This is a genomic window from Pseudomonas glycinae, from assembly GCF_001594225.2.
Lineage (GTDB): Bacteria > Pseudomonadota > Gammaproteobacteria > Pseudomonadales > Pseudomonadaceae > Aquipseudomonas > Aquipseudomonas glycinae.
In genome coordinates this window covers 3,428,143-3,453,771 of sequence record NZ_CP014205.2, presented here as the reverse complement: position 1 = coordinate 3,453,771, position 25,629 = coordinate 3,428,143, and the positions used below count along the sequence as shown (strand labels likewise).

General features: G+C 57.6%; 14 protein-coding genes, 2 tRNA genes, 3 rRNA genes and 3 pseudogenes. 14 read left to right on the top strand and 8 right to left on the bottom strand.

Translation table 11 applies throughout. The features are described from left to right. Window positions 1-18 precede the first annotated feature (18 nt). The 7 genes from AWU82_RS15635 to AWU82_RS15605 are packed head-to-tail and all read right to left on the bottom strand — an operon-like array spanning window position 19 to window position 8,479. Window positions 19-1,020, bottom strand: a complete 1,002-nt coding sequence (locus AWU82_RS15635) for a response regulator (protein ID WP_011332645.1) — start codon at window positions 1,018-1,020, stop codon at window positions 19-21. A 48-nt stretch (window positions 1,021-1,068) separates the two neighbouring features. Further along, window positions 1,069-2,079 (bottom strand): chemotaxis response regulator protein-glutamate methylesterase, encoded by a 1,011-nt coding sequence (gene cheB, locus AWU82_RS15630; RefSeq protein WP_064378958.1) that lies wholly within the window; start codon window positions 2,077-2,079, stop codon window positions 1,069-1,071. Then, window positions 2,076-4,370, bottom strand: coding sequence for a hybrid sensor histidine kinase/response regulator (locus AWU82_RS15625; RefSeq protein ID WP_064378957.1), 2,295 nt, complete (start codon window positions 4,368-4,370; stop codon window positions 2,076-2,078). The genes cheB and AWU82_RS15625 overlap by 4 nt, the downstream gene beginning before the upstream one ends. After that, a complete protein-coding gene (locus AWU82_RS15620; protein ID WP_011332642.1) occupies window positions 4,367-5,050 on the bottom strand; it encodes a chemotaxis protein CheW in 684 nt (227 codons plus the stop codon). Before AWU82_RS15620 ends, AWU82_RS15625 begins: the two co-directional genes overlap by 4 nt. Beyond that, complete coding sequence (locus AWU82_RS15615) at window positions 5,047-6,324, bottom strand: CheR family methyltransferase (RefSeq protein WP_064378956.1); 1,278 nt, start codon at window positions 6,322-6,324, stop codon at window positions 5,047-5,049. The genes AWU82_RS15620 and AWU82_RS15615 overlap by 4 nt, the downstream gene beginning before the upstream one ends. Further along, window positions 6,321-6,857, bottom strand: a complete 537-nt coding sequence (locus AWU82_RS15610) for a chemotaxis protein CheW (protein ID WP_064378955.1) — start codon at window positions 6,855-6,857, stop codon at window positions 6,321-6,323. Before AWU82_RS15610 ends, AWU82_RS15615 begins: the two co-directional genes overlap by 4 nt. After that, entirely contained in the window at window positions 6,857-8,479 is a 1,623-nt protein-coding gene (locus AWU82_RS15605) for a methyl-accepting chemotaxis protein (RefSeq protein ID WP_011332639.1), read from the bottom strand. Before AWU82_RS15605 ends, AWU82_RS15610 begins: the two co-directional genes overlap by 1 nt. Before the next feature lie 526 nt (window positions 8,480-9,005). Between AWU82_RS15605 and AWU82_RS15600 the strand changes: the two genes are divergently transcribed. The 13 genes and pseudogenes from AWU82_RS15600 (at window position 9,006) to AWU82_RS15540 (ending at window position 23,597) form a co-directional block, all read left to right on the top strand. Beyond that, window positions 9,006-9,521: an Hcp family type VI secretion system effector gene (locus AWU82_RS15600; protein ID WP_003226246.1), complete on the top strand. Its 516-nt coding sequence runs from the start codon at window positions 9,006-9,008 to the stop codon at window positions 9,519-9,521. 126 nt (window positions 9,522-9,647) lie between these two features. Further along, window positions 9,648-10,406 (top strand): annotated as a pseudogene (gene tssI / locus AWU82_RS15595) (type VI secretion system tip protein TssI/VgrG); the annotation flags it as partial. A 156-nt stretch (window positions 10,407-10,562) separates the two neighbouring features. After that, window positions 10,563-12,099, top strand: a 16S ribosomal RNA gene (locus AWU82_RS15590). Between the two features lie 81 nt (window positions 12,100-12,180). Beyond that, window positions 12,181-12,257: transfer RNA gene (locus AWU82_RS15585), tRNA-Ile, on the top strand. Between the two features lie 30 nt (window positions 12,258-12,287). Beyond that, a tRNA-Ala gene (locus AWU82_RS15580) sits at window positions 12,288-12,363 on the top strand. Between the two features lie 244 nt (window positions 12,364-12,607). Further along, window positions 12,608-15,498: ribosomal RNA gene (locus AWU82_RS15575) — 23S ribosomal RNA — on the top strand. Between the two features lie 156 nt (window positions 15,499-15,654). Next, window positions 15,655-15,770, top strand: a 5S ribosomal RNA gene (gene rrf / locus AWU82_RS15570). Together the 16S, 23S and 5S rRNA genes with 2 tRNA genes alongside form the textbook arrangement of a ribosomal RNA operon. Further along, window positions 15,771-16,106 (top strand): annotated as a pseudogene (locus AWU82_RS15565) (manganese catalase family protein); the annotation flags it as partial. 72 nt (window positions 16,107-16,178) lie between these two features. Then, window positions 16,179-17,732, top strand: a pseudogene (tssI, locus tag AWU82_RS15560) (type VI secretion system tip protein TssI/VgrG); the annotation flags it as partial. Continuing rightward, a complete protein-coding gene (locus AWU82_RS15555; RefSeq protein ID WP_064382393.1) occupies window positions 17,717-18,550 on the top strand; it encodes a DUF4123 domain-containing protein in 834 nt (277 codons plus the stop codon). The pseudogene tssI (AWU82_RS15560) and the gene AWU82_RS15555, both read left to right, overlap by 16 nt. Before the next feature lies 1 nt (window position 18,551). Then, the gene (locus AWU82_RS15550) at window positions 18,552-21,563 is read left to right on the top strand and encodes a type II toxin-antitoxin system RelE/ParE family toxin (protein WP_064382394.1); all 3,012 of its coding nucleotides are present in this window, start codon (window positions 18,552-18,554) and stop codon (window positions 21,561-21,563) included. Then, complete coding sequence (locus AWU82_RS15545; RefSeq protein WP_064382395.1) at window positions 21,556-22,527, top strand: tetratricopeptide repeat protein; 972 nt, start codon at window positions 21,556-21,558, stop codon at window positions 22,525-22,527. The genes AWU82_RS15550 and AWU82_RS15545 overlap by 8 nt, the downstream gene beginning before the upstream one ends. An 83-nt stretch (window positions 22,528-22,610) precedes the next feature. Further along, window positions 22,611-23,597, top strand: a complete 987-nt coding sequence (locus AWU82_RS15540; protein ID WP_223290637.1) for a tetratricopeptide repeat protein — start codon at window positions 22,611-22,613, stop codon at window positions 23,595-23,597. 209 nt (window positions 23,598-23,806) lie between these two features. On the opposite strand, the gene AWU82_RS15535 is transcribed toward AWU82_RS15540, so the two are convergent. After that, the gene (locus AWU82_RS15535; RefSeq protein WP_064382396.1) at window positions 23,807-24,529 is read right to left on the bottom strand and encodes a tellurite resistance TerB family protein; all 723 of its coding nucleotides are present in this window, start codon (window positions 24,527-24,529) and stop codon (window positions 23,807-23,809) included. Between the two features lie 177 nt (window positions 24,530-24,706). On the opposite strand from AWU82_RS15535, the gene AWU82_RS15530 reads away from it, so the two are divergent. Continuing rightward, on the top strand, window positions 24,707-25,621 hold the full coding sequence (locus AWU82_RS15530; protein ID WP_007954670.1) for a LysR family transcriptional regulator: 915 nt from the start codon (window positions 24,707-24,709) through the stop codon (window positions 25,619-25,621). Window positions 25,622-25,629: the final 8 nt, after the last annotated feature.

Genomic DNA, 25,629 nt, shown 5'->3' with positions numbered 1-25,629 from the left:
CACAAGGGTATCGCGTACCTATTCGATGCCGACCTGATTGCGCCCGTTGTTCTTGGCCAGGTACAGGCCGCGATCCGCCGCCGAGATCAGCAACCGGCAGTCGCTGCCCGACTCCGGCACCATGGTCGCCAGACCGATGCTGATGGTCAGGCTCGATCCTTCGGCCGGGGCATTGTGCGGAATCTTCAGCGCCGCGACCGTCTGGCGCAGCTTTTCCGCCACCAGCCGTGCTCCGCCCGGCGAGGTGTTGGGCAGCACCAGCGCAAACTCTTCGCCGCCATAACGCGCCGGCAGATCGGACGGCCGGGCGCTGGCCTCGCGGATTGCCGTGGCGACCTTGCGCAAGGCTTCGTCACCTTCGACGTGACCGAAGGTGTCGTTGTAGGACTTGAAGTAATCGACGTCGATCATCAGCAACGACAACTGGCTCTGGTCGCGCAACGAACGACGCCATTCCAGTTCCAGGTATTCGTCGAAGTGCCGGCGGTTGGACAGCCCGGTCAGGCCGTCGGAGTTCATCAGCCGTTGCAGGACGAGGTTGGTGTCGAGCAATTGCTGCTGGCTGACCCGCAGCGCGCGGTAGGCCGCATCCCGCTGCAGCAACGTCATGTAGGAGCGCGAGTGATAGCGAATACGCGCCACCAGCTCGATGTTGTCCGGCAGTTTCACCAGGTAATCGTTGGCCCCGGCGGAGAACGCCGCGCTCTTGATCAACGGGTCTTCCTTGGTCGACAGGACGATGATCGGAATGTCCTTGGTCGCCGGGTGATTGCGGTATTCGCGCACCAGGCTCAGGCCGTCGAGGCCGGGCATCACCAGATCCTGCAGGATCACGGTCGGCTTGATCCGCACCGCATGGGCCACGGCAAGATGCGGGTCGGAGCAGAAGTGGAAGTCGATGTTCTCTTCATTCGACAGCCCACGGCGCACGGCTTCGCCGATCATCGCCTGATCGTCCACCAACAACACCATGGCGGCGTTCTCGTCGGTTTTGATGTCATCGATCTGTAAGTCATTCATGGGCGGTCACCTGAGTGCTGCGGGGGCCAGGATTGCGGATGGATGTGTTCATTTAGGGAAAATCTCCAGCAATCGTGGCGCTATCTTTTCCAGTGGACGGATTTCTACGGCTGCGTCGATGGCTGCGGCAGCCTTGGGCATGCCGTACACCGCACTGCTTTGCTGATCCTGCGCGATGGTCAGATAGCCCTGTTGACGCATGAGCTTAAGCCCTTGAGCCCCGTCGCGTCCCATCCCTGTCAATAAAACCCCTACTGCGTCACCGTTCCAGTAACTGGCGACGCTTTCGAAAAATACGTCGATCGAAGGGCGGTAGATCTCGTTGACCGGCTCGGCGGTGTAGGCCAGCGTGCCGTTCTTGAGCAAGCGAATATGGTGGTTGGTGCCGGCCAGCAACACCGCGCCGGCCTGCGGCGGTTCGCCTTCGCGGGCCAGACGCACATCCAGACCGCTGGCGCTGGCCAGCCATTCGGCCATGCCAGCGGCGAACACCTGATCAACATGCTGCACCAGCACGATGGCCGCCGAAAAGTGGCGCGGCAGGCCCTTGAGCAAGACTTCCAGCGCCGCCGGACCACCGGCCGAAGAGCCGATCGCCACCAGCCGCTGGCGCGAGGCGGTACTGCGCGGTGCCGCAGGTACGGGGCGCGAGCGGGCGGTTTTCTCGCCGATCAGCCAGCCGATATTAAGGATTTTACGCAGCAGCGGCGCCGCCGCTTCCTGAGGATTGCCGCCGCCGATGGCCGGGGTGTCGACCACGTCCAGCGCGCCGTGGCCCATGGCTTCGAAAACCCGGTGCACATTCTGCTGGCGGTCCACGGTGACGATGACGATCGCGCACGGGCTCTCGGCCATGATCCGGCGGGTGGCCTCGACGCCATCCATCACCGGCATGATCAGATCCATCAGGATCAGGTCAGGGGTGTTTTCGGCGCACAGGCGCACCGCTTCGGCGCCGTTGCTGGCGACCCACATCACCTGATGCGCAGGCTCGAAGGCCAGCGCCCGGCGCAGGGCCTCCACCGCCAGGGGCATGTCGTTGACGATTGCGATCTTCATGCCCGCGCTCCTCCGATGAGCTCAACCACCGCGTCGAGCAGGGCGTCGTCATGAAAACTGGCCTTGGCCAGATAATAGTCGGCGCCGGCGTCCAGTCCACGGCGACGGTCTTCCTCGCGATCCTTGTAAGACACCACCATCACCGGCAGCGATTGCAGACGGTTGTCGCGGCGCAGCAGCGAGACCAGTTCGATGCCGTCCATGCGCGGCATGTCAATGTCGGTGATCAGCAGATCGAAGTCCTCGGAGCGCAGGGCGTTCCAGCCGTCCATGCCGTCCACCGCAACGGCCACGTCGTAGCCGCGATTGAGCAGCAGCTTGCGTTGCAGTTCGCGCACGGTCAGCGAGTCGTCGACCACCAGAATCCGTTTGCGCGCGGCTTCCGCGGCCTGATTACCGTGACGGGCAATACGCTCCAGACGACCGGTATTGAGCAGTTTGTCCACCGAACGCAGCATGTCTTCAACATCGACGATCAGCACCACCGAGCCATCGTCGAGCAAGGCCCCGGCGGAAATGTCCTGCACCTTGCCCAGCCGCTCATCCAGCGGCAGCACCACCAGCGTGCGCTCGCCGATGAAACGCTCGACCGCCACGCCGTAGATCGCATCGCGCTCGCGGATCACCACGACTTTCAGGGTATCGCCGCTGTTCTGGCTGGCCGGACGTTGCAATAACTGACTGGCCGCGACGAGCCCGACATGCCGGCCTTCGTGCCAGAAATGCTGGCGCCCTTCGACCTGCACGATGTCCTCCGGCGCCAGATCGCACATGCGCTCGATGTGCGCCAGCGGGAAGGCGTAGGCCTCGTCGCCGACTTCCACCACCAGGCTGCGCACCACCGACAGGGTCAGCGGCACTTCGAGATAGAAACGACTGCCCTCGCCCGCCGTCTGCTCCAGCACCACCGCACCGCGCAACTGGCGGACCATGTGCTGAACAGCATCGAGACCGACGCCACGACCCGACACTTCGGTGACCTTGTCGCGCAGGCTGAAACCCGGCAGAAACAGGAAGGTCAGCAGTTCCTCTTCACTCAACTGGGCGGCGGTTTCCGCGGGCGACAACTGACGTTCGACGATGCTGCGGCGGACCTTTTCCAGATCCACACCATTGCCGTCGTCGCTCAGTTCCAACACCAGCAGACCGGCCTGATGCGAGGCGCGCAGACGGATCAGGCCCTCTTCGGACTTGCCTTTGAGCAGGCGCTCTTCCGGAGTTTCGATGCCGTGATCGACTGCATTGCGCAGCAGGTGCGTCAGAGGTGCTTCGAGTTTTTCGAGTACATCGCGATCGACCTGAGTCTTCTCGCCTTCAATCTCCAACCGCACCTGTTTACCGAGGCTGCGACCGAGGTCGCGCACCATCCGCACCTGCCCGGACAGCACATCGGCGAACGGCCGCATGCGGCAGGCCAGCGCGGTGTCGTAGAGCACTTGTGCGCGCTGACTTGCTTGCCAGGCAAACTCGTCGAGCTCGGCGTTTTTCTCTGCCAGCAATTGCTGGGATTCGGCGAGCAAACGGCGCGCGTCTTCCAGCGCCTCTTGAGCTTCAAGGCTCAGGGCGTGTTCCTTGAGATGAACGTTGAGACTTTCCAGCGCCCGCAGGCCGTTGTTCTGCATGCGCTTGAGGCGCTGCATGGTGGCCAGGTGCGGTTTGAGGCGCTGGGTTTCCACCAAGGATTTGCTCGACAGATCGAGCAGGCTGTTCAGGCGTTCGGCGGTGACCCGCAGCACCCGCTCGCCACCTTCGGTGGTGCGCTTGCTCTTGCGCGGCGCGGGTTCCGGCTCGGCAACCTCAACGGGAATTTCAACCGGGGTCGATTCAACCACTGTCGGTGGCTGAAGCTGCAACTCGGCCATCGGTGGCGCACTCGGAGCGGCGGGCACCACGGCCGGTGCCGCCGGGTCGAGCAAACAGCCCATCAACGCCACGTAAGCCTCGATGTCCGCCGGTTGCGGGCCACTGGCCGGGGTGGCGATGCGCATCAGCAAGTCGGTGCCCTGCAACAACGCATCGATATGTTCCGGGCGCAGGAACAACCGGCCTTCCTGCGCACTGACCAGACAATCTTCCATCACGTGGGCGACGCTGACGCCGCTGTCGATGCCGACGATCCGCGCCGCGCCTTTCAGCGAGTGCGCCGCACGCATGCACGATTCGAGCTGATCGGCCTGGGTCGGGTTGCGCTCCAGCGCCAGCAGCCCGGCGCTGAGCACCTGGGTCTGGGCTTCGGCTTCGAGGCTGAACAGCTCGAGCAAGGAGGCGTCGCGCATTTGCTCGGGGGTCATGTGAGGCTCCGGGACACGGCGGACAACAGCTGTTCTTCATCCAGCCAACGCAGGCTGCGACCTTTGAAAGGCAACACGCCTCGGGTGTATTTGGCGCTGGCCTGTGCGCCGGAACGCGATGCGGCATCGAGAATTCGCTCGTCGATGGCGTGAATCCCGTCGACTTCGTCCACCGGCACCACCACTGGCCCACCCTGGGCCGCGATGATCAGCATGCGCGGCATGATCCGCGCGCCGGTCGCCGGGGCTGCGCTGCTGTCGAGATCGAGCAGTTCAACCAGTGACAGGCACGCCACCAGCGCACCGCGCACGTTCGCCACGCCGAGCAAGGCCCGGGAGCGCTGGTGCGGCAGCGAGTGAATCGCCTGCAACGGCGCGACCTCCACCAGACTGCGGGTGGCCAGACCGAGCCATTCTTCGCCGAGGCGGAACATCAGCAGCGAACGGGTCTTCAGCTCGGTCTCGACCTGGATCGCCACCGGATCGCGCTCGTCCTGCTGCAACGCATAGCGGTCGAGCAGGCGCGTGGCGGCGGCGGAATACACCGAGCAGTTGCGGCAATGGATGTGCTCATCCAGCAGCGGACAGGACTTGTCGCCATGGATGCCGATGCGGTTCCAGCAATCGTCGATGGCCCGGGCGTCTTCGTGGGTGACGTTCAAGGTGTCGGACGGGATCATCGTTTACGCTCACTGTCGGCGGTGCGGCCGCTGCGGGCGGCGCGCTCCTGCAATCGTCTGGCGCCGGCCGTGTCGCCCTGGGCCTGCAGCAACGCAGCCAGGTGCATCAAGGCTTCGGGGTGTTGCGGTTCGAGGTACAGCGCTTTGCGGTAAAAGCTCTGGGCTTCGAGGGCGCTGCCGGCGACATCGCTCAACAGGCCGAGCCAGTAGAACACCTGGGCCACCGGCTCATGGCTGCGCAAATACTGTTCGCACGCGGCCCGGGCCTCGGCACTTCTGCCTTCGTTGGCCAGGGCGGCGATGTTGGCCAGCAAGGTCGCGGCGTCGGGATTGGTGGTTTTAGCCGTCGCGGGCAAAGGCGTCACGCCAGCAAACGGACGGTTGCGCACCGGCGGCGGTGGCGTGCTGCGCACTGGTTGGCGCACAGGTAACGGCACCGGAATCGCGGTCGGCGCCGGCAACGGTTCGGGTTGTGGATCGCTGTGACGGCTGAAAGCGAAGGACTGTGGAATCCCGATCGAACGCATGCCGAGCCGCCCGAGCAGGCTGCCCTCGGCCGGGCCGATAAACAGCACGCCATCGACATGGGTCAGGCGCTTGAGCACGGCGAATACCTGCTGCTGGGTCGGCTGATCGAAATAGATCAGCAGGTTGCGGCAGAACACGAAATCGAACGGCGGCTCGTTGGCCAGCAATGACGGATCGAGCACGTTGCCAACATGCAGGCGCACCTGCTCGCGGACGCTTTCACTCACCCGGTAACCTTCGTTCTCGGCAGAAAAATGCCGCTCGCGAAAATCCAGCTCCTGGCCGCGAAACGAGTTCTTGCCGTACAGCGCCCGCCGCGCCTTGTCCACGGACAAGGGGCTGACGTCCATGCCATCGACCTTGAACTGATGGGGCTTGAGACCGGCATCGAGCAAGGCCATGGCAATCGAATAGGGTTCTTCACCCGTGGAGCACGGCAGGCTGAGGATGCGCAGCGCGCGCATGTTGTTCAATTCGCCCAGGCGTTTGCGCGCCAGTTTGCCCAGGGTGGCGAAGGATTCCGGGTAACGGAAAAACCAGGTCTCGGGGACGATCACCGCTTCGATCAGCGCCTGCTGTTCATCCCGCGAGCCTTGCAGGGTCTGCCAGTACTCATCGGCATTCACCGTTTGCGACAGGGTGATGCGCTGGCGCACGGCTCGCTCGATGATCGCCGGCCCGACCGAAGCGACGTCGAGGCCGATGCGTTCCTTGAGAAAGTCGAAGAAGCGCTGGTCGCTGCTCATGGCTGCTCCTCAAGCCGCGCCGGATCCAGCGGCGGCGACGGGAACAACAACGTACGCACCGACTCGTCCAGCAATCCGTTGACCCGTACCCACTGCACCAGCCCCTGCGCGTCTTCGCGTACCGGGCCCAGGTACGGTGCCTGACGATTGTCGAGGCCGTACGGCTGAAACTCATCCGGGTTGCAGCGCAGGGTGTCGGTGGCCTGTTCGAGGATCAGTCCCAACCACTGCGCGGGTTGCGAGTCTTCCGCGCGGTAATGCACCAGCACCAGTCGCGTGCTGGTGCGCGCTTGCGCAGGATGGCCGAAGGTCAGGGCACTTAGGTCGATCACCGGCACCACCGTGCCGCGATAGGCGAACACCCCCGCCACCCAGTGCGGCGCCCGGGCAATCGGCTTCAACGGCAGGCGCGGCAGCACTTCGGCCACTTCCGTGGCGCGCAGGGCGTAGCGTTCGCTGCCGATGCGAAACAGCAGAAACAACGCCTGCTTCGCCACCGGTGCAGCGCTGCGTTTGGCGGTGATTTCGCTCATCAGACTTTGAATCGCGAAACGCCGCTGCGCAGGCCCACGGCCACCTGGCTCAGTTCGTCGATGGCGAAACTGGCCTGACGCAACGACTCGACCGTCTGGCTGCTGGCATCACCCAGCTGCACCAGCGCGTGGTTGATCTGCTCGGCACCGGTCGCCTGGGCCTGCATGCCTTCGTTGACCATCAACACCCGCGGCGCCAGCGCCTGCACCTGATGGATGATCTGCGACAGCTGCTCGCCGACCTGCTGCACTTCAGCCATGCCGCGCCGTACTTCCTCGGAGAACTTGTCCATGCCCATCACCCCGGCGGACACCGCCGACTGGATCTCGCGGACCATCTGTTCGATGTCATACGTGGCAACAGCGGTCTGATCCGCCAGACGCCGCACTTCGGTGGCGACCACGGCGAAACCACGGCCGTATTCACCAGCCTTCTCCGCTTCAATCGCGGCGTTCAGGGACAGCAGGTTGGTCTGGTCGGCGACCTTGACGATGGTCACCACCACCTGATTGATGTTGCCGGCCTTCTCGTTGAGGATCGCCAGTTTGGCGTTCACCAGATCCGCCGCGCCCATCACCGAGTGCATGGTGTCTTCCATGCGCGCCAGGCCCTGCTGCCCGGAACCGGCCAGCACCGAGGCCTGATCGGCGGCGGTGGAGACTTCGGTCATCGTGCGTACGAGGTCGCGGGAGGTCGCCGCAATTTCGCGGGACGTCGCGCCGATTTCAGTGGTGGTCGCAGCGGTTTCGGTGGCGGTGGCTTGCTGTTGCTTGGAGGTCGCAGCGATCTCGGTCACCGAGGTGGTGACCTGCACTGACGAGCGCTGGGCCTGGGACACCAGCGAGGTGAGCTCGGTCATCATGTCGTTGAAGCCGGTTTCCACCGCGCCGAACTCGTCCTTGCGCTCGAGATTCAAGCGGCTGCTCAGATCGCCGGTGCGCATGATGTCGAGGATCTGCACGATGCGGTTCATCGGCGCCATGATCGCGCGCATCAGCAACAGACCACAGAAACCGGCGGCCAGCACCGCCACCACCAGCGAGACAAACATGCTGACTTTGGCTGCCGCCACGGCCTCGTCGATGTTGGCCATGGCCTGGTCGGCGACTCTCTTGTTTTCGCTGATGATGTCGTTGAGCTTCATCCGGCCCGAGTACCAGGTCGGAGTCAGTTGCTCGTGGAACAGCTTGACGGCGTCAGCTTCGAGATTGCGCTTGTGCAGGTCGAGCACCGCATCCTGAATTTTCAGGTAGGCGTCGTGATATTTCTCGAACGCCGCGAATTCGAGCTTGTCCTCGTCCGTGACCACCGTGCCACGGTAATTGGCCATCTGTTCCTGAAGCCGGGATTCGAAAGCCTTGTAATCGGCCGCATCTTCGCTGCTGATGCCCTGCCCTTCCTTGAGCCCCAGCAGTTCCTGGGTCTGCAGGTAGCTGTCGACCCACGCGCCACGAATCATCGAGCTGTAATAGACGCCGGGAATCGCGTCGTCACGGACGCTGTTTTCACTGGCCTCGATCTTCAGCAGCCGCGAATACGAGACGACCACCATCAGCAGCATGATGGCGATAATCACCGCAAAGCTCGCCAAAATGCGTTGGCGCAACGTCCAGTTCTTCACAGTCAGTCCTCGGGGCGGGTCGAAATGCGGGGGAGTATAGCTGAGGGCGGTGTTTCATTTATAAGACGGTTTGCCGCGCTCTAGCCTTCCGGTCATAAAACACGACGGGCTCTGGACAGGGACTTTCGAGGAATCGGAGGGTGGCGTGCCAGTGGCGCAATGGCAAAAAGGGGCGATGGATTGGTCATTTCGGTTTTAGATGATCCGAAGAGGCAGTAGCCATGTGCCATGGTGCGCAACTTCTTGCGCACTTGATTCGCGAAATCGCCGCCTTATTTCGCTACAGCCCCCGGTTACCGTCGCCTGTAGCCGAGTGCGCAACTTCTTGCGCAGTACTGCGCAAGAAGTTGCGCACTTTTGCTTTCATCGCTGTTCAAAAAACGCTCAAACCCGCGAGCCAGAGCGGTCAAGTCCCCGGCTCCCGGGGGCACACCAAAAGCTGGCACGCTCCTTGATAACAGTCAGGCACCCACCGGGCGATTTCGCCTCCCGGGCACCCTAACTTTATCCGCAAGGAGCACCTCCCATGGCAACACCAGCGTACATGTCGGTTACCGGCGAAAAACAAGGCCTGATCACTGCCGGCGCTTTCACCGCCGACTCCGTTGGCAACACCTACCAGGAAGGTCACGAAGACCAGGTCATGGTTCAGGCGTTCAGCCACGACGTGATCATCCCGCGTGACCCGCAATCCGGTCAGCCAACCGGTCAGCGCGTTCACAAGCCAGTGATCATCACCAAGGTCTACGACAAGGCTTCGCCTCTGCTGCAAGCCGCTCTGACCTCCGGCGAGCGCATGAGCGAAATCGTTATCCAGTGGTACCGCACTTCGGCTCAAGGTACCCAAGAGCACTACTACACCACCAAACTGGAAGACGCGATCATCGTCGCCATCAACAACAAAATGCACAACTGCCAGGATCCAGGCAACTCGCACTTCACCCACCTGGAAGAAGTGCAGTTCACCTACCGCAAAATCACCTGGACCCACGAAGTATCCGGTACTTCGGGTTCCGATGACTGGCGTGCTCCAGTCGTTTAATTACGGCTGATCGTTTCAAGCATCGGCCAGCTCTGCTGGTCGATGTTGTTTACGCCCCTCCAGAATTTCGCGTTCGTCGACCGATAACGGTCGACGAACGCCGCTGTACAGCACGAGGAACAAGGGATGTTCGCGCCGGCCAATGAAACCCACTTTGCCCTGACCATCGAAGGTCTTTCCGCCGACTTTCAGGTGTTTACCCTGAGCGGCCGGGAAGCCATCAGCCAGCCTTTCGTATTCGAGGTGGAGCTGGTCAGTGAGCAGCCGTCGCTGAACCTCGAAACCCTGCTGCACAAACCGGCCTTCCTGCAGCTGTCGCCCGACGGCAGCGGCATCCACGGCCTGATCTACCGCGCCGCGCAAGGCGATTCCGGCAAGCGCCTGACGCGCTACTCCGTGACCCTGCGCCCGCAACTGGCGTACCTGGCGCACCGAATCAACCAGCGGATCTTCCAGAACCTCAGCGTGCCAAAAATCATTGGCAAGGTTCTCGAAGAGCACGGCATCCAGGGCAACGCCTATGCCTTCCAGACCGGCTCGATCTACCCTGATCGCATCTACTGCGTGCAGTACGACGAATCGGACCTGCATTTCATCCAGCGCCTGTGCGAAGAAGAAGGCATTCACTACCACTTCCAGCACAGCGCCACGGGCCACAAACTGGTGTTCGGCGATGACCAGACGGTGTTCAAGAAACTGGCGCCGGTGGCCTATCAGCAGGACTCCGGCATGGTCGCCAGCAACCCGGTCATCAAACGCTTCGACCTGCGCCTGGAAACCCGCACCAGCCGCACCATCCGCCGCGACTACGATTTCGAGAAACCGCGCCTACAAATGGAGGCTGCGTACAGACCTGATGGCGAGAGCACTGAACCGGATCTGGAATTAACAACTGAATCAAGCAATTCGTGTGGGTGCTTGTGGAGTCAGACTGATAGTCAACAAGATTATCAGCATCACAAGTTACTCCGCGAGAAATCAAAGATGTAACCAACGATTGCTGAGCCAAGTTTAGGGTTTCTTAAAAACCCAAAGATGTTTGAACTGAAGAGTTTGATCATGGCTCAGATTGAACGCTGGCGGCAGGCCTAACACATGCAAGTCGAGCGGATGAAGGGAGCTTGCTCCTGAATTCAGCGGCGGACGGGTGAGTAATGCCTAGGAATCTGCCTGGTAGTGGGGGACAACGTTTCGAAAGGAACGCTAATACCGCATACGTCCTACGGGAGAAAGCAGGGGACCTTCGGGCCTTGCGCTATCAGATGAGCCTAGGTCGGATTAGCTAGTTGGTGAGGTAATGGCTCACCAAGGCGACGATCCGTAACTGGTCTGAGAGGATGATCAGTCACACTGGAACTGAGACACGGTCCAGACTCCTACGGGAGGCAGCAGTGGGGAATATTGGACAATGGGCGAAAGCCTGATCCAGCCATGCCGCGTGTGTGAAGAAGGTCTTCGGATTGTAAAGCACTTTAAGTTGGGAGGAAGGGTTGTAGATTAATACTCTGCAATTTTGACGTTACCGACAGAATAAGCACCGGCTAACTCTGTGCCAGCAGCCGCGGTAATACAGAGGGTGCAAGCGTTAATCGGAATTACTGGGCGTAAAGCGCGCGTAGGTGGTTCGTTAAGTTGGATGTGAAATCCCCGGGCTCAACCTGGGAACTGCATCCAAAACTGGCGAGCTAGAGTATGGTAGAGGGTGGTGGAATTTCCTGTGTAGCGGTGAAATGCGTAGATATAGGAAGGAACACCAGTGGCGAAGGCGACCACCTGGACTGATACTGACACTGAGGTGCGAAAGCGTGGGGAGCAAACAGGATTAGATACCCTGGTAGTCCACGCCGTAAACGATGTCAACTAGCCGTTGGGAGCCTTGAGCTCTTAGTGGCGCAGCTAACGCATTAAGTTGACCGCCTGGGGAGTACGGCCGCAAGGTTAAAACTCAAATGAATTGACGGGGGCCCGCACAAGCGGTGGAGCATGTGGTTTAATTCGAAGCAACGCGAAGAACCTTACCAGGCCTTGACATCCAATGAACTTTCCAGAGATGGATTGGTGCCTTCGGGAACATTGAGACAGGTGCTGCATGGCTGTCGTCAGCTCGTGTCGTGAGATGTTGGGTTAAGTCCCGTAACGAGCGCAACCCTTGTCCTTAGTTACCAGCACGTTATGGTGGGCACTCTAAGGAGACTGCCGGTGACAAACCGGAGGAAGGTGGGGATGACGTCAAGTCATCATGGCCCTTACGGCCTGGGCTACACACGTGCTACAATGGTCGGTACAAAGGGTTGCCAAGCCGCGAGGTGGAGCTAATCCCATAAAACCGATCGTAGTCCGGATCGCAGTCTGCAACTCGACTGCGTGAAGTCGGAATCGCTAGTAATCGCGAATCAGAATGTCGCGGTGAATACGTTCCCGGGCCTTGTACACACCGCCCGTCACACCATGGGAGTGGGTTGCACCAGAAGTAGCTAGTCTAACCTTCGGGAGGACGGTTACCACGGTGTGATTCATGACTGGGGTGAAGTCGTAACAAGGTAGCCGTAGGGGAACCTGCGGCTGGATCACCTCCTTAATCGACGACATCAGCTGCTCCATAAGTTCCCACACGAATTGCTTGATTCATTGAAGAAGACGAAAGAAGCAGCCCGAAATTGGGTCTGTAGCTCAGTTGGTTAGAGCGCACCCCTGATAAGGGTGAGGTCGGCAGTTCGAATCTGCCCAGACCCACCAATTTTGTGTGGGAAACGCCTGTAGAAATACGGGGCCATAGCTCAGCTGGGAGAGCGCCTGCCTTGCACGCAGGAGGTCAGCGGTTCGATCCCGCTTGGCTCCACCACTACTGCTTCTGAAGTAAAAGCTTAGAAATGAGCATTCCATCGTTGATGGTGAATGTTGATTTCTAGTCTTTTGACTGGTTCGTTCTTTAAAAATTTGGGTATGTGATAGAAAGATAGACTGAACGTTACTTTCACTGGTAACGGATCAGGCTAAGGTAAAATTTGTGAGTTCTCTTAGTTGAGAAATTCGAATTTTCGGCGAATGTCGTCTTCACAGTATAACCAGATTGCTTGGGGTTATATGGTCAAGTGAAGAAGCGCATACGGTGGATGCCTTGGCAGTCAGAGGCGATGAAAGACGTGGTAGCCTGCGAAAAGCTTCGGGGAGTCGGCAAACAGACTTTGATCCGGAGATGTCTGAATGGGGGAACCCAGCCATCACAAGATGGTTATCTTGTACTGAATACATAGGTGCAAGAGGCGAACCAGGGGAACTGAAACATCTAAGTACCCTGAGGAAAAGAAATCAACCGAGATTCCCTTAGTAGTGGCGAGCGAACGGGGACTAGCCCTTAAGTGGCTTTGAGATTAGCGGAACGCTCTGGAAAGTGCGGCCATAGTGGGTGATAGCCCTGTACGCGAAAGTCTCTTAGTCATGAAATCGAGTAGGACGGAGCACGAGAAACTTTGTCTGAATATGGGGGGACCATCCTCCAAGGCTAAATACTACTGACTGACCGATAGTGAACTAGTACCGTGAGGGAAAGGCGAAAAGAACCCCGGAGAGGGGAGTGAAATAGATCCTGAAACCGTATGCGTACAAGCAGTGGGAGCAGACTTTGTTCTGTGACTGCGTACCTTTTGTATAATGGGTCAGCGACTTATTTTCAGTGGCGAGCTTAACCGAATAGGGGAGGCGTAGCGAAAGCGAGTCTTAATAGGGCGTCTAGTCGCTGGGAATAGACCCGAAACCGGGCGATCTATCCATGGGCAGGTTGAAGGTTAGGTAACACTGACTGGAGGACCGAACCGACTACCGTTGAAAAGTTAGCGGATGACCTGTGGATCGGAGTGAAAGGCTAATCAAGCTCGGAGATAGCTGGTTCTCCTCGAAAGCTATTTAGGTAGCGCCTCATGTATCACTGTAGGGGGTAGAGCACTGTTTCGGCTAGGGGGTCATCCCGACTTACCAAACCGATGCAAACTCCGAATACCTACAAGTGCCGAGCATGGGAGACACACGGCGGGTGCTAACGTCCGTCGTGAAAAGGGAAACAACCCAGACCGTCAGCTAAGGTCCCAAAGTTATGGTTAAGTGGGAAACGATGTGGGAAGGCTTAGACAGCTAGGAGGTTGGCTTAGAAGCAGCCACCCTTTAAAGAAAGCGTAATAGCTCACTAGTCGAGTCGGCCTGCGCGGAAGATGTAACGGGGCTCAAACCATACACCGAAGCTACGGGTATCACGCAAGTGATGCGGTAGAGGAGCGTTCTGTAAGCCTGTGAAGGTGAGTTGAGAAGCTTGCTGGAGGTATCAGAAGTGCGAATGCTGACATGAGTAACGACAATGGGTGTGAAAAACACCCACGCCGAAAGACCAAGGTTTCCTGCGCAACGTTAATCGACGCAGGGTTAGTCGGTCCCTAAGGCGAGGCTGAAAAGCGTAGTCGATGGAAAACAGGTTAATATTCCTGTACTTCTGGTTATTGCGATGGAGGGACGGAGAAGGCTAGGCCAGCTTGGCGTTGGTTGTCCAAGTTTAAGGTGGTAGGCTGAAATCTTAGGTAAATCCGGGGTTTCAAGGCCGAGAGCTGATGACGAGTTGCCTTTAGGCGACGAAGTGGTTGATGCCATGCTTCCAAGAAAAGCTTCTAAGCTTCAGATAACTAGGAACCGTACCCCAAACCGACACAGGTGGTTGGGTAGAGAATACCAAGGCGCTTGAGAGAACTCGGGTGAAGGAACTAGGCAAAATGGCACCGTAACTTCGGGAGAAGGTGCGCCGGTGAGGGTGAAGCACTTGCTGCGTAAGCCCACGCCGGTCGAAGATACCAGGCCGCTGCGACTGTTTATTAAAAACACAGCACTCTGCAAACACGAAAGTGGACGTATAGGGTGTGACGCCTGCCCGGTGCCGGAAGGTTAATTGATGGGGTTAGCTAACGCGAAGCTCTTGATCGAAGCCCCGGTAAACGGCGGCCGTAACTATAACGGTCCTAAGGTAGCGAAATTCCTTGTCGGGTAAGTTCCGACCTGCACGAATGGCGTAACGATGGCGGCGCTGTCTCCACCCGAGACTCAGTGAAATTGAAATCGCTGTGAAGATGCAGTGTATCCGCGGCTAGACGGAAAGACCCCGTGAACCTTTACTATAGCTTTGCACTGGACTTTGAATTTGCTTGTGTAGGATAGGTGGGAGGCTTTGAAGCGTGGACGCCAGTTCGCGTGGAGCCATCCTTGAAATACCACCCTGGCAACTTTGAGGTTCTAACTCAGGTCCGTTATCCGGATCGAGGACAGTGTATGGTGGGTAGTTTGACTGGGGCGGTCTCCTCCTAAAGAGTAACGGAGGAGTACGAAGGTGCGCTCAGACCGGTCGGAAATCGGTCGTAGAGTATAAAGGCAAAAGCGCGCTTGACTGCGAGACAGACACGTCGAGCAGGTACGAAAGTAGGTCTTAGTGATCCGGTGGTTCTGTATGGAAGGGCCATCGCTCAACGGATAAAAGGTACTCCGGGGATAACAGGCTGATACCGCCCAAGAGTTCATATCGACGGCGGTGTTTGGCACCTCGATGTCGGCTCATCACATCCTGGGGCTGAAGCCGGTCCCAAGGGTATGGCTGTTCGCCATTTAAAGTGGTACGCGAGCTGGGTTTAGAACGTCGTGAGACAGTTCGGTCCCTATCTGCCGTGGACGTTTGAGATTTGAGAGGGGCTGCTCCTAGTACGAGAGGACCGGAGTGGACGAACCTCTGGTGTTCCGGTTGTCACGCCAGTGGCATTGCCGGGTAGCTATGTTCGGGAAAGATAACCGCTGAAAGCATCTAAGCGGGAAACTTGCCTCAAGATGAGATCTCACTGGAACCTTGAGTTCCCTGAAGGGCCGTCGAAGACTACGACGTTGATAGGTTGGGTGTGTAAGCGCTGTGAGGCGTTGAGCTAACCAATACTAATTGCCCGTGAGGCTTGACCATATAACACCCAAGCAATCTGTAGACTCGAAAGAGGCCAGATTGCGGTGTGTGAAGACGCAATGAACCGAAAGTTCGACGCTCACAAGACACCGAAAGCTGTCACATACCCAATTTGCTGAAGCGAGGCCATCCGGTCGCGAGTCAGTACCCGAATTTCTTGACGACCATAGAGCGTTGGAACCACCTGATCCCATCCCGAACTCAGAAGTGAAACGATGCATCGCCGATGGTAGTGTGGGGTTTCCCCATGTGAGAGTAGGTCATCGTCAAGAGGCGGCCCGGCGTTGACGAACTCCGGCGGCGTACCGTGGACCGCGGCTTATATTGATACTATCGGCGAAGTCACAGCCGATCTACGCTCAAACATCGCGGCAGAGGCGCGAGCGAAGATCATTTATGAACGCCTGTCGTATAACTTCGACGATCCCGGCGTAAAAGACACGCTCAGTTTCTTAATGACCCGTGAAGTCGCGCACCAGCTCTCTTTTGAAAAGGCGCTGTATTCGATTCGTAACAACTTCCCGCCGGGTAAATTACCGCCGGTAGAACAGTATACCGACGTGTACTACAACATGTCGCAAGGCGACGATCCGCGAGGTAGCTGGAATTCGTATAACTTCGTATAATGTATGCTATACGAAGTTATTACGCACCATGGGTCCAGTTCTTGCTAGAAAGGTCACCTGCTGGTGTTCGGTGACGACCAGACCGTGTTCCCCAACCTCGGCCAACCGACCGCGTATGTGCAGGGCAGCGGCATGGTCGCCGAAGAACCGGTGATCAAAGGCTTCAAGCTGTGCCTGGAAACCCGCACCAGCCGCACCACCCGCCGCGACTACGACTTCGAAAAACCGCGGATCACCCTCGAAAGCGAAAACCGCGGCGACGCCCTGCCCGACCTCGAGGACTACGACTACCCGGGCCGTTTCGTCGACCGCGAGCGCGGCAAGCACCTGGCCAAACGCGCCCTCGAACGCCACCGCAGCGACTTCCAGCTCGCCGAAGGCAAGAGCGACCAGCCGTTGCTGGTCAGCGGCCATTTCCTCGCGCTGAAAGAACACCCGAAGGCCAAGTGGAATGATCTGTGGCTGCTCACCGAAGTCCACCACGAAGGCAAACAGCCGCAGGTGCTGGAAGAGTCGGTGACCAGTGACACCACCGCGCTCAAAGACGATTTCCATCAGGGCTACCGCAACCGCTTCCAGGCCACCCCGTGGGACGTGCCGAACCGCCCGCCCCTGCGCCACCCGAAACCGCGCATCCTCGGCAGCCAGAGCGCCGTAGTCACCGGCCCTAAAGGCGAAGAAATCCACTGCGACGAATACGGCCGCGTCAAAGTCCAGTTCCACTGGGACCGCGACGGCCAGGCCGACGACAAGACCAGCTGCTGGCTGCGCGTGTCTTCCGCCTGGGCCGGCGCCCAGTACGGCGGCATCGCCATCCCGCGCATTGGCATGGAAGTGCTGGTCACCTTCCTCGAAGGCGACCCCGACCAGCCGCTGATCAGCGGCTGCCTGTACCACAAGGAAAACACCGTCCCGTACGCCCTGCCGGCGAACAAGACCCGCACCACCTTCAAGACCCTGAGCTCGATGGGTGGCGGTGGCTTCAACGAACTGCGCATCGAAGACAAGAAAGGCCAGGAACAGATCTTCCTCCACGCCCAGCGCGACTGGGACGAGAACATCGAACACGACCAGAAAATCCGCGTCGGCAACGAACGCCACGACGTCGTGGAAAAGAACAGCTACACGGAATTCAAGGCCGAAGAACACCACACCGTCTACGAAGACCGCAAAGTCGAAGCCCGCGCCAACGACCACCTGACCGTGGGCGTGAACCAGCACATCAAGATCGGCACCGGGCAATTCATCGACGCGGGGCAGGAAATTCACCTGAGCAGTGGCATGAAAGTGGTGCTGGAGGCTGGGGCTGAGCTGACGCTGGTCGGTGGGGGCAGCTTCATCAAGATCGATGGCGGCGGCGTGACCATGAGTGGGCCGGCGATCAACATCAACTCCGGTGGTGGACCGGGCAGCGGCACCGGCGCCGCCCCGTTGATGCCGGGGCCGTTGAAGCAGGCGGATACGGACAAGGCCGGGAAGTTGTTGGTGCCGGCCATGCTCAATCCGTTTGTACGAAAAAGCATGCAAGGCCTTCCCCTTGTTCCTGTCTGCGGAAAGCAATCCAACGGCGCTTGCTCACGAGAGGTTTGCCCATGTCTGCATGGCTGAGTCAATTCCTTGAACTACCAGTAGCCGCAGCGCCTTCGAGCAGCGGTGGAAGCCGTTCTCTGTATTGCATTATCGACAGTGTCCGCCAGCCCCACGCCCTCGAGCAGCTCTATCAGCAATCCGACCTGAACGGAGTGGAAAAACTGTTTCAGGACACGCCTTTTGCTGAAATGAATGATGTCAGCCCGCTTTGGCTTCAATTGAAACCGGGAAGCGCCGCAGCAACCAAGGCCATTGAACTGTGCCGGGAGAATCGTTCAGGCATGCTTCTGACCTCCAGCGATACACCGGAAAACTCCTTACTGCATGCCCGTCGTCTGTTGCGAATGAACTCCCAATCCTACGGAGACTCTCTGGCGCGGTTCTACGACCCGGCTTTCTGGAGCGCATTAGCAATGACCGCCCCCGCACAGGCTCTCTACGGCCCATGGGAAAGTGTCCATACGCCGCCGGCTCATGTCGAAGATCAGAAATGGCGAACCTGGGAACGACCACACGACGCCAACGGCGCGAAAGATGAGCTCAGGTATCCCCTGCAATTGCACGACGACACGCTTGCCGCGTTCGATGAAATCCGCTGGTGGTATTGGATCAGGTCCCGGGAGGCTGAATCAGCCAATGGGTTGCCCGACAGTGAACTACCTGTGGTGTCGGAAAATTTGCAGTTACTGGTAGATCACGGCATTGACGAGGGGCGGCATCTTGAGCGCTTGCTGCCGCAACTGAGGCAGAGCCCTTTACAAGAACGCACCGACGCCATGAACGTGCTGAGCAGCGAGATGCCGGCATTCGAGAAAGTACAACGACTGGAAGTCTGAGATGACAGGTACGTCCGAACAAACAACCCCGCAAGAGCCCACACCAGTCGTTATACCGGCGGATCCGCCAAAGGCGCCCGTTGATGCCGAGACGTTCTGCAAGGACAAGAAGCCAGGTTGCAGCAGTAGCTACGACGACATCATCTACGTCACCGGCCAGCGCCGATTCTGGCTGCTGCCCAAGCGCACGTCGGAAAAGCTGAAGGAAAGCGTCAGCCTGCTCAAACAGAAGACCGTCGACGCAGACAAAGCCACTCGCATGAGCAACATCGCCGATGCCGGATTGATGGAGTACTTCCTCACACCGGGGCCCGAAGCCTTTCTCGAAGGCGAGCAACGTAGCAGTTACCTGGAGTCGAAGTCGGCAATCCCCGAAGACACTACCAAAAAAGCCCAATGCCGTAAGGATTGGGAGGCGGCAAAAGCCAAAGGTGACAACGACGCTACGATGCATGCCGAGCGCGAGATGTTCCACGCCGGACAACGCATCGAGAAAAACCAGAAAAACATGGAAACCCTCGAAAAAGTATCCGACGCGAAAGCAAAAACGTTGGGGTACAAACGAGAAAATGGGATCTTCTATACCCCGCGTGCGCTAAAGGCTCGTGACGCCATCGACAAGTACATTGAAGAGCGTGACAAGGCCAAAGCCCATGGCTACAAAATGTTCGACCCAGGCACCAAGAAAATCGCTTCCGCCTGGGAGCACTTGAAAGACTACAAGGCGCTATACAAAAAACTGATTGAAACCGGTGAAGTCGATAGGAAGGCGTTGAGGGGTGTACAACTCAACATCCTTGCGTTGAAAGACTTGATGTCCAAGTACATCAACTCCATCGTGGAACTCGCTGAATGCGGGATCGCGGTTCCCGAGTTCGCCCTCAGCCCCGACGACCAGTATGCGGGTACAGAAGACTTCCAAGCCTTCGTAGAGCTGACCACCAAGCGAGATGAACTCGAAAAAAAAATTGAAGACCGCTATTCCCAGTGGGTCTCGGCCACTGGAGGCAAATCCGCGCCACCCGGCGTGCTCTTCGCCAAGTTGAGAGATCAGTGGTACGAGCTGAATACCGAAGCAGAGCGGATTCAGACGACCGCCGAAGCCCGCGTGCGGGAAATCCGGCCCCCTCGCATGTTTCTCTGGGAACCCGAAACCTATAAGCCAAAACCGATTGAGCGCCTTGCCAAGACCAACATTCCTTTGCGCGAACTCAGCAGCGCGTCGTCGACAACGATCCTGAACCACATCAGCCTCAAGCACTTGGCTCAGGTCAGCGGCAATGCATTCAAGGGGCAACTGAAAGAGCTTGCCACCAGCTTGCCCAAGTCAATCGCCAAAGAGGCCGACGACGATCGTGTTTTCAGTGACTGGCTCAATCAGGAGGGCGCACTTCAATTCGATGAAAAAGGTCCGTGGTTCGACGAGCATGGCTTGTTCGTGCCCGACAAATTCTTCGCTGCGCTGGAGGCCAAAGGCTACAGAGTTGAAAGCATCAAGGCTGAAGACAAGCGCAAACGTTGGGGTGAAAACCTCAAAGCGATGGTGTTCGAAGACAAACAGCTTCGTAATCTCATGCTTTTTGACAACAGCCCGCAGGCCCAACTGGTCAGATGCTTACTCCCAGAAGGCGCCAACCTGCTGACAGAAGTCAAAATGGAAGGCCCCACCTGGAAAAATGGCGCCCCGCAAATTGCCAACGTTGAAGTCGCTCTGGATGTAACCGCATGGCGCGGAGAAGTGACCCTGCTGAAGGTCGAGTTGCCAAAACGGGTCAAGGCTGAACCCTGGACCGCCAAATACAAGGCTCACGATGGCAGTATCCGCAGCGTCAATTTCGGCAAGTTGTCTTTGGATCTGGAAGCCAAGGCCTGGGGCTTCGCCGGCGCCAGCCTGATGCTGTCACGCGATCTGTCTTTGGATCAAAAAACCGGTTACACCAGCCTTGTTGGCGTGGACGTTGCCGAGAAAACCGGCGAGGTGGGCAAGTACGAAGTGTTTGCTGGCGCTCAGGCTGGATGCAAGGTGACGGGCAAATTGTTCTGGTGCCCGCCTCCCGGCGTTCTCCCGCCTGCGCCAGTGCCGAACCGTCTGGCAGCCAACCAATGGCGCCCGTTGGCAAAACTGGAAGTCGAAATGGCGGTGGCGGTCGGTGCCGGTATTTCGGGAGACCTGAACCTGCGAGTGCACGACGGACGTCTTTTGCTGTCGATCAAAGGCGCGCTCGTTTGGGGCGCTGGGGTCAAAGGCTATTTGACCTTTGAGGTCGGATACGAAAGCATCGTAGCCCTGACGGAACTGGTGCGACAGGAAATGGCCGCGAACCAATACAAGGATCTGGAGTGGGTGGAAACCGAAGCCTTGGCCTACGTGAAAAAACTGAGCTTCCTCGGCGCCACGGGAATTGATGTGGCGTTTGCGTATGTGCGTGGGTATGCAATTGTTAAAGAGATTTTTGATGCTCTTACTGCGGGGGATCGTGGGGGGCAGATTGCTTATACGCTCGGTAGAAATGAAAATAGGCAAGAAATGCAGGATTGGGTTTACAACCTGCAGCCACAGGCTTTTGGGCCACTTTTGCTGGCATTGAGTGCCCCACCAAAACCATTTACCGTTGAAGAAGATTCAAAGGAAGAACAGAGCTTCAATGAAGACCAAGCACACCTGTTGCAGCAACAGGCAATTGAACGATGCCTAGGGTGGATATCTAGTAAGCCTGATGCAAATCAACAGTTTGAAGAAGCAATTATCTGCATGAATCGAGACGGTGCACGACCTGGCCAAGCTGGGCTCGCATACTGTAAAAACAAAGCAAAACTTGATTTGTTCATGGCCGAGCGAGTACTTGGACTCACCGAAACCAACAATGTAATGCGAGCCAGATACAAAGATCGGGTATCGAAGCTCGGACTTCGTTTAAATAAACATTGCGACTATAGCACCGTATATAAAGGGCCTGCTTTCGCGCCAGTCCAAGGTATAAACGTCACTTATAAAGGACCAAACATTGATTAAGCGAGCTACTTTAGGCTGTCTAATTTTAATGTTCCTATCCTGTGCTTCTGCCGGACAGTTGACAGAAACTCAGACGGCAGCCAGAAATAAGGGTATTGCTCTTTACCAACAAAGCGCATGGACTTCCTCACAACCATTTTTAAAAACCGCCGCTGAAGCTGGCGACCGTAACGCTCAGTATTTTTTAGGCGAGGCGATACGACTGAGTAATCGTTACATGACGGACGAAGCCAAAAAATGGTATGAGGCCGCCGCCGAGCAGGGCGACCTTTACGCCATGCTACGTCTCAGCAATAAAAATGATCTGTGCACGGTATTGGAAGAGTGCACAGGTAAAAATAGTGAAGAATGGAGGGCGCATGCGATAAAAGTCGCTCGTGAGCGTGCAGACAAAGGTGACACAGAGGCAATGATCGTGCTGTTTACGGCCAAACAAGGATTGGAATGGCTAGAAAGGGCTGCGGAATCTGGTGATAGCTATGCTCAGCAATTACTCGCCAGTGCCTATAAAAGAGGACAGGGCTGGTTCCTGATTCCAGGCAGTCGCGAGAAAGCAATAGAAAAGTGGTTTAAAGCATCGGCTGAAGGCGGCTACCCTCCGGGCATGTACCTCTATGCAAACTATCTGTATGAACACAATGGAAGCAAAGAGGAAGTAGGACGTTGGCTTAAAAAAACGGCCGAATCCGGTCATATTGAGGCACTAGGAGGGTACGCCTTAAACATCGCACACTTACCAGATAGTTATGGATTCCCTCTAGACTTAGTTAAAGCCTACGGATTTACATATTTAATATCAAACCTTAAAGGTGGGGCGACTTCTCCTGAAGAGGCAAGACTCAACCTTCCAGAAATAGCAAAAAAAATGCAACCCAAGGAAATTGAACTTGGAATTTCCTTTGCAAAGGAATGGGAAAAAACACACCCGCCACTCTCCTATTTCGATCCTATATACGGCTATTAAGACCTAGCAAACACAAGAAAGGCCAGCGCCCCCCCTAAAGCTGGCCATTTTCAAAAAGCAATATACTCCCAACAGAAAAAGAGGTGACAGATTTAACTTTGATTCAGAAAATTCTCGCCATAATTTCATGCTCAATTTTATTTCCCGACTCAGTTTTTGCCAAACTAACTACTGAGCAAGAGGCCGCAAAAGAAAAAGGCATTTTACTTCACCAACAAAGTGACTGGTACGACTCCCAACCGCTACTCAAAATTGCGGCAGAGAGTGGAGATAGTGTTGCACAGTACTATCTAGGAGAAGCCATTCGTCTTAGTAAACGCTACATAACAGAAGACGCAAAGAAATGGTACGAGGCAGCAGCCAGCCAAGGTGACCTTTACGCAATGCTACGTCTAAGCAATACAGATGATCTATGTAAAGAAATGGGTAGCTGTGCCGGGAAAAGTGGTGAAGAGTGGCGAGAGCATGCTTTGAGGATTGCAAAAGAACGTGCCGAAAAAGGTGATTCTGAAGCAATGACTGTTTTATTCACAGCGAAGCAAGGTTTGGAGTGGCTGGAAAGAGCGGCAAACGCTGGTAACGGGTTTGCCCAGAAAGTCCTTGCAGGGGTTTACCAAGACGGTGGCGGATGGTTCCTGACTCCAGGTAGTCGCGAGAAAGCTGTTGAGAAATGGTTTAAAGCCTCAGCCGAGAGTGGTTATGCGCCTGGCATGTATCTTTATGCAAACTTCTTGTATGAACACAACGCAAGTAAAGAAGAAGTTGGATACTGGATTGAGAAGGCTGCTGAGATGGGCCATATCGATGCTGCGGGTGGGTATGCTTTGACGGTAGCCCATCTTCCTGACAGCTACGGTTTTCCATTGGATTTAGTGAAAGCTTACGGAATAACCTACCTTATCTCGAAACTAGAGGGTGGTGGAGTCGCTCCGGAAGATGCTCGCAGAAGCCTCCCAGAAATAGCAGAAAAAATGACTCCAGAAGAAATTAACAAAGGAATTTCTTTCGCAAGAGAGTGGGAAACAGAGCATCCTGCTCTATCTTATTTTTTCCCACCTTACGGCTACTGAAGTATGGGTTACAGATTTATTTGCTCAGCCCCTCCACGGAGCACTGGGCGAAACCCAGTGCCGCACTGGTGAAAGCCAATAAGTTGGTCAAAGCGCCAGGGGCAAGAAAGTCGCGACCTTTATAGAGGCCCGCAAGACCGTAGTGTTGCACTGATGAACATCCGGCGAGCGATGCTCGATCCTCGCCGGGGACTCGTCAAACCTTTTGATTACGCAACCGCCACCCTCACCTGCCTCTCCAGCTCCACCTTCAACCCCGGCTCCAGCTTCAACTGCCGCGCCAGTTCATCCAGATAGCTCTTCTCCATGAAGTTCTCCTCATCCACCATCATCACGCTCGCCACGTACATCTCGGCGGCCATTTCCGGTGTGCTTGCCGCGCGGGCGACGTCGGTGGGGTCGAGGGGTTTGTTGAGTTCGGCGTGGAGCCAGTGTTTGAGCTCCTGATCGTTGTCGAGTTTGGTGAACTCGCCTTCGATCAGTTGGCGTTCGCGGTCGTCGATGTGGCCGTCGGCCTTGGCGGCGGCGACCAGGGCTTTGAGGATCGCCTGGCTGTGTTGTTCGACTTGCGCCGGTGGCAGGCGATCGACGGTTTGCGGTTGGCTTTGTGGGGCAGTGCCTTTTTGGGCGTTCCAGTTGCCGTAGGCTTTGTAGGCGATCACGCCCAGTGCGGCGAGGCCGCCGTAGAGGGCGACTTTACCGCCGACCTTGCGGGCCTTTTTACTGCCCAGCAGCAGGCCCATGGCCCCGGCCGCCAAGGCACCGCCGCCTGCGCCTGACAGCAAGCCGCCGAGTGCGCCGTTACTGGAAGATCCGCCCAGCAAGCCGCCCAAACCACCGGCAGCCGGTTTGTTCTGCGCCCCGCCCGCCTTGTTCTGCAGCAGATCCTGGCCGGACTTGAGGAGTTGATCGAGCAATCCACGGGTGTTCATGTTCCGTCTCCAAGCAGGGGGTTATCCGGATCAATAAGGCCCTCAGCCTAGTTCGAAAGTGCCCGTCACTTGGGTGCGAGTGTGCTTCCAGATGTTGCCTGGCCCACCGCAGCCCTTCGCGAAAATAGATATACACTCGAGGCAATCTATAAAAACCGCCCACCGGGTAAACCTTCCATGATGACCTTGCGTCAGATCCGCCATTTCATCGCCGTGGCCGAGACCGGCTCGATCTCCGCCGCTGCGCAAACCGCGTTCATTTCCCAATCGACCCTGACCCTGGCCATCCAGCAACTGGAGGAAGAGATCGGCGTCAGCCTGTTCAATCGCCACGCCAAGGGTATGACGCTCACCCATCAGGGCCACCAGTTCCTGCGCCAGGCGCACCTGATTCTGGCGACCGTGGACAACGCCAAACGCAGCCTGCAACAGAGTACCGATCAGGTCGCCGGGCAGTTGATCGTCGGGGTGACCAGTCTGGTGGCCGGTTATTACCTGGCGGATTTGCTCACCCGTTTTCAGCGCGCCTATCCCAATGTCGAGATCCGGGTGATGGAGGACGAGCGGCCGTACATCGAGCATCTGCTGGTCAGCGGCGAGATCGATGTAGGGGTGCTGATCCTCTCCAACCTCGAAGACCGCCACGCGTTGCAGACCGAAGTGCTGACCCACTCACCACATCGTTTGTGGCTGCCGGCCCAGCATCCGCTGCTGGAACACGACAGTATCAACCTTGCCGATGTCGCCCGGGAGCCGTTGATTCAACTGAACGTCGACGAGATGGATCGCAACGCCCAACGCCTGTGGCGCGGCGCCGGACTACAACCGAAGATCACCCTCAGAACCGCGTCCACCGAAGCAGTACGAAGTCTGGTGGCAGCGGGGCTCGGCGTGTCGATCCAGCCGGACATGACCTACCGACCGTGGTCGCTGGAAGGCGACATCATCGAGGCGCGACCAATTGCCGACCTCAACCAGACCCTCGACGTCGGTCTGGCCTGGCGTCGCGGCACCGCCCGCCCCGCGCTGGTCGATCCGTTCCTGACTGTGGCCCGCGAGCAGCCGCACGGCGGACGCAAGCCATCTATTTAATCGAATGC